The organism is Pseudomonas sp. BN414 (assembly GCF_029871275.1).
Lineage (GTDB): Bacteria > Pseudomonadota > Gammaproteobacteria > Pseudomonadales > Pseudomonadaceae > Metapseudomonas > Metapseudomonas resinovorans_C.
Genome location: NZ_SSOL01000021.1, coordinates 1 through 12283, shown reverse-complemented (window position 1 = coordinate 12283; position 12283 = coordinate 1). Strand labels below are relative to the sequence as shown.

General features: G+C 64.7%; 11 protein-coding genes and 1 tRNA gene. 8 read left to right on the top strand and 4 right to left on the bottom strand.

The window, feature by feature from the left end; translation table 11 throughout:
• Positions 1 to 51 precede the first annotated feature (51 nt).
• Complete coding sequence (locus E8E95_RS01490; RefSeq protein WP_280347604.1) at positions 52 to 714, bottom strand: transglutaminase family protein; 663 nt, start codon at positions 712 to 714, stop codon at positions 52 to 54.
• Positions 715 to 866: 152 nt separating this feature from the next.
• Here E8E95_RS01490 and E8E95_RS01485 point away from each other — a divergent pair, with 152 nt between their 5' ends.
• From E8E95_RS01485 to E8E95_RS01455, 7 genes are all read left to right on the top strand, one after another.
• The gene (locus E8E95_RS01485; RefSeq protein WP_280347602.1) at positions 867 to 3314 is read left to right on the top strand and encodes an acyl-CoA dehydrogenase; all 2448 of its coding nucleotides are present in this window, start codon (positions 867 to 869) and stop codon (positions 3312 to 3314) included.
• Positions 3315 to 3385: 71 nt separating this feature from the next.
• Complete coding sequence (locus E8E95_RS01480) at positions 3386 to 3796, top strand: PA2817 family protein (protein WP_280347600.1); 411 nt, start codon at positions 3386 to 3388, stop codon at positions 3794 to 3796.
• 156 nt (positions 3797 to 3952) lie between these two features.
• Positions 3953 to 4471, top strand: a complete 519-nt coding sequence (locus tag E8E95_RS01475; protein ID WP_280347598.1) for an RNA polymerase sigma factor — start codon at positions 3953 to 3955, stop codon at positions 4469 to 4471.
• Positions 4468 to 5427 carry a FecR family protein gene (locus E8E95_RS01470; protein WP_280347595.1) on the top strand — a complete coding sequence of 320 codons (960 nt, stop codon included), beginning with the start codon at positions 4468 to 4470 and terminating at the stop codon, positions 5425 to 5427. Before E8E95_RS01475 ends, E8E95_RS01470 begins: the two co-directional genes overlap by 4 nt.
• 184 nt (positions 5428 to 5611) lie before the next feature.
• Complete coding sequence (locus tag E8E95_RS01465; RefSeq protein WP_280347737.1) at positions 5612 to 7990, top strand: TonB-dependent siderophore receptor; 2379 nt, start codon at positions 5612 to 5614, stop codon at positions 7988 to 7990.
• 66 nt (positions 7991 to 8056) lie between these two features.
• Positions 8057 to 9187, top strand: coding sequence for a PepSY-associated TM helix domain-containing protein (locus E8E95_RS01460; protein WP_280347593.1), 1131 nt, complete (start codon positions 8057 to 8059; stop codon positions 9185 to 9187).
• Positions 9184 to 9357, top strand: a complete 174-nt coding sequence (locus E8E95_RS01455) for a hypothetical protein (RefSeq protein WP_280347591.1) — start codon at positions 9184 to 9186, stop codon at positions 9355 to 9357. The genes E8E95_RS01460 and E8E95_RS01455 overlap by 4 nt, the downstream gene beginning before the upstream one ends.
• Positions 9358 to 9453: 96 nt before the next feature.
• Here the strand turns inward: E8E95_RS01455 and E8E95_RS01450 are convergent, their stop codons facing one another.
• Positions 9454 to 9642 (bottom strand): hypothetical protein, encoded by a 189-nt coding sequence (locus E8E95_RS01450; protein WP_179062743.1) that lies wholly within the window; start codon positions 9640 to 9642, stop codon positions 9454 to 9456.
• Positions 9643 to 9933: 291 nt separating this feature from the next.
• On the bottom strand, positions 9934 to 10851 hold the full coding sequence (locus tag E8E95_RS01445; protein WP_280347589.1) for a LysR family transcriptional regulator: 918 nt from the start codon (positions 10849 to 10851) through the stop codon (positions 9934 to 9936).
• An 88-nt stretch (positions 10852 to 10939) separates the two neighbouring features.
• Between E8E95_RS01445 and E8E95_RS01440 the strand changes: the two genes are divergently transcribed.
• Entirely contained in the window at positions 10940 to 12079 is a 1140-nt protein-coding gene (locus tag E8E95_RS01440) for an SRPBCC family protein (protein WP_280347587.1), read from the top strand.
• 54 nt (positions 12080 to 12133) lie between these two features.
• On the opposite strand, the gene E8E95_RS01435 is transcribed toward E8E95_RS01440, so the two are convergent.
• A tRNA-Gly gene (locus E8E95_RS01435) sits at positions 12134 to 12209 on the bottom strand.
• Between the last annotated feature and the right edge of the window lie 74 nt (positions 12210 to 12283).

Below are 12283 nucleotides of genomic sequence, written 5' to 3'. Positions count from 1 at the left end.
AGGCCGGTTAATGGCAAAGCGCCCGGCAAACTTTACTCATGAAACTGTGCGTCAGCTCGCTGCGCCAGCCTCGGCATGCAGGTCACCGGTCAGGAAAGCCGCACCTTCACGGAACAGGTGCGGGTAAACCGAGGCAAGGTGGTCGAAGAACAGCTGCTCGGGCAGGTCCGCGAACTGGCCGTGGTCAGCCAGGTATTCCATGTAGCGCTCGCCCTTCTTGTTGAACGGGTGGAAGACGCTGTCCTGGCGACCGTCGAACTCCAGCGGCGGCACATTGAACAGTCGGCACAGCGCCAGGTTGAACGCTGGTGTGGCCTTGACCCAACGACCGTCGAGGTGCAACTCGGTGTAGCCGTGCATGGCGAACACTTCGCTGCGCAAGAGTTCCAGCAACCGGGGCGTGGCCAGGTGGTTGCGTACGTCGGCCAGGCCGATGCGTGCAGGAATGCCGCAATGCCGCGCGCAGGCTGCCAGCAGGATCGCCTTGGGCACGCAGTAGGATTCGCGAGCGCCCAGCGCATGGCTGGCCTTCAGGGTCTGCGGGTCGCGGCTGAACACATAGGGGTTGTAGCGAATCTCGTCACGCACCGCGCGGTACAGGCTGACCGCCTGCTCGATGGGGTCGCGGCTTGCGCCACGGTGCATTTGCGCGAACTCGACCACCAGGGGGTGGTCACTATCAACGAAGCGGCCGGGCTCCAGGTAGTGCTGCATGGCGTGCTCTCCTACGGGTGACACGCAAGTCTATCCAGCGCCCCGCGACCCCGGGTACGACATTCCGGCCAAGCTCGCCGTTCCTGTCGCCATGCTCATGGCTGGCGACTAATCTCGTGACGGTCCCGCGCCGCCATCAAGGAGGATCGACCATGCTGTTGCTCTGGTTACTCGCCCTGATCCTGGGCGTCGCCTTGCTCGCCCACCACCGCACGCCCCCCCTGCCCGCACTGGGGTTGGTCGCCGGTTTTCTCTTGCTGATGGGGCTATTCGGCCATCCCCCGGGCTGGTTGCTGCTGGTGTTCTGGCTGCTCTGGCTGGCCGTCGCCCTGCCGCTGCTGCTCCCTGGGCTGCGCAGGCAATGGCTCAGCGCACCGCTGTTTGCCTGGTTCCAGCGCGTGCTGCCGCCGATGTCCGAGACCGAGCGCGATGCCATCGAGGCCGGCACGGTCTGGTGGGACGGCGAACTGTTCAGCGGACGTCCGGACTGGCGCAAGCTCCTGGATTCCCCTCGCCCGCAGCTGACCGAAGAGGAACAGGCCTTCCTCGACGGCCCCACTGAAGAACTCTGCGCCATGGTCAGCGACTGGCAGATCGGCCAGCAACTCGACCTGCCGCCCGAGGCCTGGGCGCACATCAAGCAGCACGGATTCTTCGCCCTGATCATTCCGAAGGAATATGGCGGCAAGGGTTTTTCTGCCTATGCCCACTCCCAGGTCGCGATGAAGCTCGCAACCCGTAGCGGCGACCTGGCCTCCACCGTGATGGTGCCCAACTCGCTCGGCCCCGCCGAACTGCTGCTGCATTACGGTACCGACGAGCAGCGCCAACACTATCTGCCACGCCTGGCTAGCGGCGAGGACATCCCCTGCTTCGCCCTCACCGGACCGCTCGCCGGTTCGGATGCCGGCGCCATGCCGGACGTCGGCATCGTCTGCAAGGGCCAGTGGCAAGGCGAGGAAGTAATCGGCCTGCGCCTGACCTGGGAAAAGCGCTACATCACGCTCGGTCCGGTGGCCACCTTGCTCGGGTTGGCATTCAAGGCCTACGACCCGGAGTATCTGCTGGGAGAAGAGGAAGAACTCGGCATCAGCCTGGCGCTCATCCCGACGAATACCCCCGGCGTGGAAATCGGTCGGCGCCACCTCCCCTTGGGTGCGGCTTTCATGAACGGTCCGAATTCCGGCAAGGATGTGTTCGTGCCGCTCGACTTCGTCATCGGCGGCCAGACCATGCTCGGCAAGGGTTGGATGATGCTGATGAATTGCCTCTCGGTGGGCCGCTCCATTTCCCTTCCCGCCGCCTCCACCGGTGCCGCCAAGTTCACCAGCCTGGTGACGGGCCAGTACGCCCGCGTCCGCGAACAGTTCAACGTGCCCCTGGCGGCGTTCGAAGGCATCCAGGAAGCCCTGGCGCGCATTGCCGGCAACGCCTGGCTGATGGACAGCGCTCGCATCCTCACCGCCAGCGCGGTGGACCTGGGCGAAAAGCCTTCGGTGCTGTCGGCCATCCTCAAGTACCACCTCACCGAGCGCGGCCGCGAATGCATTGGCCTCGCCATGGACGTGCATGGCGGCAAGGGCATCATCCTCGGTCCGAACAACTACCTGGGCCGCGCATGGCAGGGGGCGCCCATCTCCATCACGGTGGAAGGCGCCAACATCCTCTCGCGCAACCTGATGATCTTTGGCCAGGGCGCGATCCGTTGCCATCCGTTCGTCCTCAAGGAAATGGCCCTGGCCGGCCACGATGACCCCGAGCAGGCACTGGAGGAGTTCGACCAGTTGCTGCTCGGGCACATTGGCTTCGCCGTGGGCAATGCCGCCAGCAGCCTGTTGCTGGGCCTAAGCCTCGGGCGCATCGGCGACGCGCCCGGCGACAATCTTTGCCGCCCCTACTTCCGCGCCCTCGACCGTCTGGCCGCGTCCTTCGCCCTGCTCGCCGACAGCAGCATGCTGCTGCTCGGCGGTGAGCTGAAACGCCGCGAGCGCCTGTCCGCGCGACTCGGCGACGCCCTGAGCTACCTCTACCTGGCATCGGCGGCCCTCAAGCGCTATCACGACCGCGACTATCCCGAATACCTGCAACCACTGGTGCGCTGGGCGCTGGAGGAAAGCCTGGGCAAGGCCGAGCAGGCCCTGGACGGACTGCTCGACAACTTCCCCAATGCGTTCATGGGCGCAGTGCTGCGCGTGCTGGTGTTCCCGCTTGGCCGCCGCCACCCCGGTCCCTCGGATGCACTGGCCGCCGAAGTCGCCGGGGTGATCGGTCGTGACCGGGGCGATCCGGCGCTGGAGGAACTGCTCGCCGGCTGCTACCGACCGCAATCGGCAGACGACCCGGTGGGCGCCCTGCAACAAGCCGTCGACCTCGCCAACCACTGCCAACCCTTGCAGCGCAAGCTGCAACATGCACTCAAGGCGGGCAGCCTGAATCCCGTCCCTGAGGAACCGCTGGTGGATGCGGCCCTGGCCGCGGGACTGCTGGATGCGGAGGGTGCCACGCAGCTCCGCGCCCTCGAGGCGGCCCGACGGCGGGTCATAGACGTCGACGACTTCAGCAAGGAGGAACTGGCACCCAGCGCGGGCAAGATCCGCTAAGCCAGTGGGCAGGACAGAGGGCGCGGCGGGCCTTATACTCCCGCGCCCGATCCAGCTTCAGGAAGTCCGCCATGTCCAATCCCTATCTCGACCACCACCTCGCCCTGCTCGCTCACCTGCGCAGCATCCTGGTCGCCCTGGGCGAGGCAGAGCAGGTTCCCGAGGAGAACCATGCGCTCTTCGTCGAGCGTTTCGACGACCTGATGAGTGAACTCCCGCGTGATCCGGAAGGCAGCCTGTATCTCGGCCAGGACCTGATCAGCCAGGTCTTCCATCGCTACCCGCAGATCGCCCACCTGGTGCCGCGCGACCTGCTCTGGTTCTTCGGCGGCGACTGCCTGCACTTCATGCCCGACGAAGAAATCGAGCTGTTCCAGCGCCTCGACGAGCGCCGCTACGAAGCCGAGCAGAATGGCGAGCCGTTCGACTGGAACCACGAAAAGCAACTGCTGGCCCTGCCGGAAAACGGCAACAAGCACTGACCCCTGCCGGGGCGGCACTCTGACCGCCCCTTCTTGTTCCCAAGTTCCGCCACCCATCGCCCGATTTACCGACACAATTGCGGCAAGGTGCCAGCCTCTGCCATCATTGCGAATCATTCGTAAACACTCTTTCAAGTACTTCTCAATGAGGTCAGCGTGTCGGCCGGTAATTCCGCGAATCCGCAACTGGTAGGGCTGCTTTACCGAGACCATCGCGACTGGCTGTTCCACTGGCTTCGCAAGACGGTGCAATGCCCCCATCGCGCCGAGGACGTGAGCCAGGACACTTTCGTCCGCCTCCTCGCGCGAACCGACCTGCAACCGCCCCGCGAACCCCGCGCCCTGCTGGCCACCATCGCCCGTGGGCTGCTGGTCGACCAGTTCCGCCGCAATGACCTGGAGCGCGCCTACCTGGAAGAGCTGGCCCAGACCTCCGAAGACTTGCACCCGAGTCCCGAAGACCAGGCACTGGTCCTGGAAAGCCTGCGCGAAATCGATCGCCTGCTCGGCCAGCTGTCCAGCAAGGCACGCGCCGCATTCCTCTATAACCGCGTCGACGGCCTCGGCCATGCCGAGATTGCCGAGCGCCTGGGCGTTTCCCCCTCGCGGGTTCGCCAATACCTGGCCCAGGGCATGCGCCAGTGCTACATCGCCCTGTACGGGGAGCCGGTATGAGCCGGGTGTCCGCACGCGCGCTGGACGAGGCCATCGCCTGGCAACTGCGCCTGGACTCCGGTGAGGCCACCGATCAGGAGCGGCACGAGTTCCGCCGCTGGCTCGGCGCGCACCCCGAACATGCCCAGGTATGGCAGCAGCTTTCCGGCATCGACCAGCAACTGGCAGCGGCAGCCTCCCCCCACGCCAGACGCGCCCTACTACGCGGTGGCGGCGTACGTCGGCGCAGCCTGCATCGCCTGGCTGGCAATGCCTTGGCCCTGGTTCTGGCGGTTGGGCTTGGCCTTGGCCTGCTGGCCCAGCAGCGTCCGCTCGGCGATTACCTGGCCGATGAAAGAACGGCCAACGGCGAACACCGTGAACTGCGCCTCGCGGACAGCAGCCTCGTGCAACTCAACAGCCGCACTGCACTGGACATCGATTTCGACGGTCCGCAGCGCCGTATCTATCTGCGCAGCGGTGAAATCCTGGTGAAGACCGGCCACGACGACCCGCGCCCCTTCATCATCGAAACCGATCAGGGCCGTCTGCAGCCTCTCGGCACCCGCTTCCTCGTGCGCCGCGACGGCGAGGCGACCCAGTTGATCGTGCTGGAATCCGCCGTAGCGGCACGACCGCACAACGGCTCAGCCGAGCGGGTGGTCCGCGCTGGCGAGCAGGTCTGGATCGACAACAACCATCTTGGGCCCACGCGCGCCGCCCCCGTGGGTGCCGAAGCCTGGAGCCGGGGATTGCTGGTGGCGGAAGACATGCCGCTGTCCCAGTTGCTCGACACCCTGAGCGAGTACCACGAAGGTTATCTGGGCCTGGACCCTGGCCTGGACGACCTGCGTATCAGCGGCGTCTTCCCGCTCAACGACAGCGACAAGGCACTGGCCGCCCTGCCCCCCAGCCTGCCCGTACGCATCGAGCGCATGGGTCACTGGTGGACACGCGTAGTGCCGGCCAAGGACTGAAGATGCAAGGTGGGCAGCGCGGCGCTGCCCACCTCGAAAACAACGACACCCAGGGACGGGGAAAAAAATTTAGCGTCCCCCTGTCACTTTTCGATTCTGGCTCGGCAAGAAGGCATTGAGACGATTTCTCACTTAGGAGATGTTCGCAATGCAACGCGCTTCCGCACCCTTCCGCCGCACCCTGATGGCGCTGGCCGTCACCGTTGGCAGTCTGGCCAGCCAGGCCCAGGCCGACACCTATGAGCTGCCCTCCGCGCCGCTGGCCAGCACCCTGAACCGCATCGCGGCGGATGCCGGCATCATCCTCAGCGTTGACCCCGCCCTCACCGCCGGCAAGACCGCTCCCTCGGTGCAGGGCGAGCTGAGCCCGCTGCAGGCGCTGTCCAAGGCGCTGCAGGGCAGCAACCTGCGCCTGGTGCAGAACGGTACCGACAGCTACAGCCTGGCGCCGGTGGCCGATGAAGCGATGAGCCTGCCGGATGTGAACATCGACGGAAGTCGCAGCTACGAAACCGCGTGGGGTCCCACCACCGGCTACCTGGCCAAGCGCACCGCCGCCGGCACCAAGACCGACACGGCCCTGGTCGAGGTCCCGCGTTCGATTTCCGTCGCCACCCGCGAGCAGATGCAAGACCGCGGCGTGCATAGCCTCGACGACGCCGTGAAGTACATGCCGGGGATCGTCTCCAGCAGCTACGGCAGCGACACCCGCTTCGACTGGATGCGCGTGCGTGGCTTCGAGCCGACCCAGTTCCTCGATGGCCTGCCGCTGCCCAAGGGCGTATACGCCAACCCGAAACCGGAAACCTGGAACCTGGACCGCCTGGCCCTGCTGCGCGGCCCGGCATCGTCCGTGTATGGCCAGACCCCGCCTGGCGGCCTGCTGGACATGGTCAGCCGCCGTCCGAGCGCCGACGCGAGCCATGAGATCGAGGTCCAGTACGGCAGCGACAATCACCGCCAGATCAACTTCGCCAGCACCGGCAAGATCGATGAGCAGGGCCAGTTCCTCTACGGCGTCAGCGGCGTGGTACGCGACGGCGGCACGCAGATCGACCATATCGATGACAAGCGCTACAACATCGCGCCCAGCCTGACCTGGAACATCGACACCGATACCACCCTGACCCTGCTGTCGCAGTTCACCCGCGACGATACCGGCGTTACCAGCCAGTTCCGCCCCATCCAGGGCACCAAGATCGACATGCCGTTCGGCGAGATCTCCCACCACAAGAACCTGGGCGACCCGAATTACGAGTACTACGACCGCACCTATTACGCGCTGGGCTACGCCTTCGAGCATCGCTTCAACGACGTCTGGCAGTTCCGTCAGAACCTGCGCTACACCAAGTCCGATCTGTCGTTCCAGACCATTACCGTCAACAGCTACATCCCGGCCTTCGCCGATTTCGGCTTTGTCGTCGACGACGAGGGCAACACTGGCCGCAGCTCCACCAACGTGGACGAGGACATCAGCCAGTTCGCCGTGGACAACAACTTCCAGGCTGATTTCGCCACCGGCGACATCACCCACACCCTGCTGCTCGGTCTCGACCACCAGCGCAGCAACACCAACTTCCTGTCGATCTTCGGCCAGGTACCGGGCGTCAACGTGACCGATCCGATTTACGGCCTGCCGATCACTCGCCCGCCGCGCTCCGACGCCTTCTACGACTACAACCAGAAGACCCGTCAGACCGGCCTCTACGTCCAGGATCAGATGGCCCTCGACCAGTGGCGCCTGACCCTTGGCGGCCGCGAAGACTGGGTGCACACCGGCACCGAGTTCTTCAACAAGGGCGACGCCACCAACACCGAACGCGACCAGGAGTTCAGCGGCAATGCCGCCCTCAGCTATGTGTTCGAGTCCGGATTCGTGCCGTACCTGTCGTACGCCGAGTCCTTCCAGCCGACCAGCAATGCCACGGCCTCGCCGACCGAGTCGTTCAAGCCGACCCAGGGCAAGCAGTGGGAACTGGGCGTCAAGTACCAGCCGCCCGGCACGGACATCATGCTCACCGCAGCCGTCTACGACCTGACGCAGCAGAACGTATCGGTCACCAACCGCATCGCCGGCATCCCCGTCACCAGCCAGACCGGCGAAGTGAAGGTCAAGGGCCTGGAGCTGGAAGCCGTGGCGGACGTGACTGAAAACCTGAAAGTGATCGCCGCCTACACCCAGGCGGAATCCGAAGTGCAGGACGGTGAGTTCAAGGGCAATCGCCTGCAGCTGATGCCCAACCGCCAGGCTTCGCTGTGGACCGACTACACCTGGCACGACGGCGTGCTCGACGGCTTCGGCATCGGCGCCGGCGCGCGCTATACCGGCAACACCTATGGCGACCAGGCCAACACCGAGTTGGGCCATGCGGACTCCTACACCGTGTTCGACGCGGCCGTGCATTACGACCTCGGTCGCCTGGACAGCAGCCTGACCGGCGCCTCGCTTGCGCTGAACGCGACCAACCTGCTCGACAAGGACTACATTTCGACCTGCGACGGCTTCTACTGCTACTACGGCGACGAGCGCAGCGTTATCGCGAGTGCCAGCTACAAGTGGTAAGGCACTAGGTCGTTACCCAGTACCACCGAGGCCGCCTCAAGGGCGGCCTTCGCCATTGGAATGCCGATGAAATCTTCCACCATCCGCCGCTGGTCCGTAATCCACACCTGGACCAGCCTGATCTGCACCCTCTTCCTTCTGATGCTGGCCCTCACCGGCTTGCCGCTGATCTTTCATCACGAGCTGGAGCACCTCCTCGGCGAAGCACCCGAACTTCGCGAGATGGCCCCGAAAACGCCGCACCTCGGGTTGCAGCAGCTGGTGGACGCCGCCCAGCGCCACCGTCCCGGCGAGGTGGTGCAATACCTGGGCTATGAAAAGGACGAGCCCAACGGCGTGGTCGCCATTACCGCAGCCACCGCCGGAACCGAGCCCAACTCTTCGCACACCTTCATGCTCGACGCCCGCACCGGCGAAGCGCTGGCGATGCCAGCGGCCAATGGCGGCGTGCTGATGTTCATCCTGCGCCTGCACGTGGACATGTTCGTCGGCCTGCCGGGCAAGCTGCTGCTGGCATTCATGGGCGTCCTCTTCGTCGTCGCCATCGTTTCCGGCGTGGTGCTCTACTCGCCCTTCATGCGCCGACTCAAGTTCGCCGAGGTACGCCACCAGCGCTCGACCCGCACGCGCTGGCTGGACCTGCACAACCTGATCGGCATCGTCACCCTGACCTGGGCCCTGGTGGTGGGTATCACCGGCGTGGTCAGCGCCTGTGCCGACCTGCTGATCGGCGCCTGGCGCCAGGACGCACTGACCGCGCTGGTGGAGCCGTACCGCAACGCACCGCCGCTGACCGAGCGCGCCCCGGCGGACAACGTACTCACGATCGCCAGCGCAGCACTTCCGGGCATGCAGGCGGATTTCATCGCCTTCCCCGGCACGCGCTTCTCCAGCGAGCATCACTACACGGTGTTCATGGTTGGCAGCACGCACCTGACCGCTCACCTCTGGACGCCAGTGCTGATCGACGCGCGAACCCTGGAGGTCACCGCCGTCGCCCAACGCCCGTGGTACATGGATGCACTAGCGATGTCCCAGCCACTGCATTTCGGTGACTATGGCGGCCGCCCCATGCAACTGCTCTGGGCCGCGCTGGATGTCCTCACCATCATCGTGCTGGGCAGCGGCCTCTATCTCTGGTGGGTTCGCCAGCGGCGCAGCACCGCGCAACGTTCTTCCGGGGAGGCCGCGGCATGAAGTGGCGCCAATCCACCTTCAGCCTGCCCCTGGTCATCGGCCTGCTCTGTGCGGTGGGCCTCTTCAGCGCGCTTCTGGGCGACGGCTGGTGGGACAGCCTGGCCTGGCTGGGCCTGGGAGTGCCCGCGCTGCTCGGCTCCTGGCCGCTCCTGCGCCGTACGCGCGATTAAGCAGATGCAAAAAGGCCCGCCTGGCATTGCCGGGCGGGCCTTTTTAATGGGGCGAGAATGCGGGGCCTGGGGAAGGACGCCGGCCGCCGCTTCGGATCAGCCCTGACGAGCCTGTTCGGCGCGCTGCTTGGCGGCGACAGCCTCTTGCTGCTTCTGCTCCAGCTGGACCTTCGCCAGGCGAGCCTGCCAGCGCTGGGTGGTGCGATCGCCGCCGCCTGCGGCCATGGCGGTGGTGGCCGAAAGAACGATGGTCAGGGCGGAAGCAAGGGCGATAACAGATTTCATAAATCAAACTCCGGACAACAAACAAGGCAAAACGGAAAGGATCATCGGGGGTCCGATCAAAGCCGGTGACTCGGCAGGCGCTGATGCGCGGCTAGCCAAGGGCCAACGATCAATTCGGAAGATAGGACCCACCCAAATGGCAATTCGTTCGCTAGCTAACTTGTTTGCCCCACCCCAAAGACACATCGAAACGCGCTGTTGCCGGGAGCCTAGAGCGCCCCGAACCGCCTGTCGGTCCAGCTGTTCAAGCCACTGATTGCGATCGAAATGATGGCGGCGCGCAGATGAATATCAGCCAATGGCCAGTGTCGCGCCGAGTTCCGCCAACTGTTCTCGCAACCAACCCAGTCCGGGCGCCAGTTCCTGCTGACGGTGCCAGATCAGGCTCACCTGCACGGGCGCAGTCTCCACTGGCAGCGGCGCCACCTCCAGCGCATAGACGGCGGCGAAGTGCAGCGCCAGCCGACGCGGCACGGTGCCCAGCAGGTCGGAGCGAGCCACGATGGGCGGGATCGACAGGTAGTGGGGAACCTGCAGCCCGACCCGACGCTTCACCTTCGCAGAGCCGAGCACGATTTCCAGCGGCGAGCCACGACCGGCACGCGGCAATATCAGTACGTGCTGGCTGTCCAGGTAGCCCTCGCGGGTGAGCCTATTCGCGAAAGCCGGGTGTCCGGCGCGACCGATCACCACCAGCTCCTCTTCCATCAGGGGCTGGTAGCAGAGGTCAGGGTTGTCGAAATAGAGGTAGTCGATGGCCAGGTCCAGCTCGCCGGTTGCCAGACGTGTCACCAGGCTTTGTGCTTCATCGTCCTGTACCTCCAGCACCACCTTCGGCGCTTCGCCCTTCAACTGTTCCAGCAGCGCCGGCAGCAGCATGGCCTGGGCGTAGTCGTTCATCGACAGCCGAAAGCAATGCTCGGCCGCTGGATCGAAGACTTCCTGGGCACCCAGCCCCAGCTGCAGCAGGTTCAGCGCCTGGCGTACTGGCGCGTAGAGCACCTGGGCATGGGCGGTAGGTGACATGCCGCGCGCCGTGCGCTTGAACAACGGCTCGCCCAGTTGGCTACGCAGCCGCGCCAGGGCATTGCTCACCGCTGGCTGACTCATATGCAGGCGCGTGGCGGCCCGCGACAGGTTCTGCTCCTGCATCAGGGCGTCGAACACCAGCAGCAGGTTCAGGTCGATTCGGCGCAAATTCAGGATCATGAATAATGCTCATTTCGACTATCCATTATCGGAATAAAGCATTCATCACTATGCTCCCTGATATGTCAACAAGACTGCGGGAGCAGCCATGAGCCACGACACCCAGGCCTTTCGCGACCGCTATCGGGCGGGCATCCACCCCCTCTACAACGTCTGGTTGCATGGCGGTTTCGTGTTGCTCTACGGCGCGGCCTGCCTGACTTTCTTCATCAGCAGCCTGAGCGACGTGAAAACCTGGGAATGGCTGGTAGTGCCCGCGGCCCTGGTCTTCTTCAACTGGGGCGAGTACTCCATCCACAAGAATCTTGGCCACCACAAGACCCGTGCTGGCTCAATGTTCTACAAGCGCCATACGGGCGATCACCACAGCTTCTTCGTCGCTGGGAAGATGACCTGGGAATCCGCCCGCGACTGGCGCGTAATTCTCTTTCCCGCCTGGTTGATCGTCTTCTACAGCGTCGGTCTGTTCGCCGCCTGGTGGCTGCTGTGCTTCGTGAACAGCAACATCGCCGCCCTCTTCTCCACCACGCTACTGGCCGGCTACCTCAGCTACGAAGTCTTCCACGCCTGTGAGCACCTGCCTGCCGATCACCCCATTTCGCGCCTGCCATGGATCAGACACATGCGCCGGCTGCACGAGCTTCACCATCGCCGCGACCTGATGCAGACCCACAACTTCAACCTGGTATTCCCGCTGATGGACTGGCTCAAGGGCAGCCTGCACTGGGAACCATTGGAACAGGAGCGCTCCATGACCCGAATGCAGCACGAAGTGCAGATCGACCGCAGCCCGGAGCGCGTCCTGGCGTACGCCAGCACCGCCACCCGCTGGCCCGAATGGCACCCGTCTTCCCTTCGCGTGGACGGGCCCGCCGGTCCGCTGCCGGCCGGCAGCCATTTCGAGGAAGACATTCACGCCGGCGGGCGCGCGGGGCACCTGAGCTGGGACGTGACCGAGCACAGCCCCGGCCGTCTCTGGCGTGCCACCGCTCGGGGCACCCATGGATTGGAATTGGTGCTGACCTATGAATGCGAAGGCAAAGACAGCGGAACCCGGTTCGTCCGCACCCTGGAGTACCGTTTCACTGGACTGGCCATGCAGATCGCGAACTGGCTGGTGATGCGCGGCAAGATCGACCGGGAATCGGCCGAATCCATGCGGCAACTGAAGGAGATGGCTGAACGCGCCATCGAGGCGTCTCCGACCCGCCAGCACGACCTGGCCTGAGTCCAGAACGCAGAAACGAAAACGCCGCTCGAATGAGCGGCGTTTTCGTTTATTTGGAGCGGGAAACGAGACTCGAACTCGCGACCCCGACCTTGGCAAGGTCGTGCTCTACCAACTGAGCTATTCCCGCGTACAACTTTTAAAAGTGGCGTCCCCTAGGGGACTCGAACCCCTGTTACCGCCGTGAAAGGGCGGTGTCCTAGG

What these genes read in the sequence shown, in the direction of transcription:
- E8E95_RS01450 (WP_179062743.1), bottom strand. Translation starts at nt 9,642, where the DNA reads ATGAAATCTGTTATCGCCCTTGCTTCCGCCCTGACCATCGTTCTTTCG.
- E8E95_RS01455 (WP_280347591.1), top strand. Translation starts at nt 9,184, where the DNA reads ATGAAGTGGCGCCAATCCACCTTCAGCCTGCCCCTGGTCATCGGCCTG.
- E8E95_RS01490 (WP_280347604.1), bottom strand. Translation starts at nt 714, where the DNA reads ATGCAGCACTACCTGGAGCCCGGCCGCTTCGTTGATAGTGACCACCCC.
- E8E95_RS01480 (WP_280347600.1), top strand. Translation starts at nt 3,386, where the DNA reads ATGTCCAATCCCTATCTCGACCACCACCTCGCCCTGCTCGCTCACCTG.
- E8E95_RS01470 (WP_280347595.1), top strand. Translation starts at nt 4,468, where the DNA reads ATGAGCCGGGTGTCCGCACGCGCGCTGGACGAGGCCATCGCCTGGCAA.
- E8E95_RS01460 (WP_280347593.1), top strand. Translation starts at nt 8,057, where the DNA reads ATGAAATCTTCCACCATCCGCCGCTGGTCCGTAATCCACACCTGGACC.
- E8E95_RS01445 (WP_280347589.1), bottom strand. Translation starts at nt 10,851, where the DNA reads ATGATCCTGAATTTGCGCCGAATCGACCTGAACCTGCTGCTGGTGTTC.
- E8E95_RS01440 (WP_280347587.1), top strand. Translation starts at nt 10,940, where the DNA reads ATGAGCCACGACACCCAGGCCTTTCGCGACCGCTATCGGGCGGGCATC.
- E8E95_RS01465 (WP_280347737.1), top strand. Translation starts at nt 5,612, where the DNA reads ATGGCGCTGGCCGTCACCGTTGGCAGTCTGGCCAGCCAGGCCCAGGCC.
- E8E95_RS01485 (WP_280347602.1), top strand. Translation starts at nt 867, where the DNA reads ATGCTGTTGCTCTGGTTACTCGCCCTGATCCTGGGCGTCGCCTTGCTC.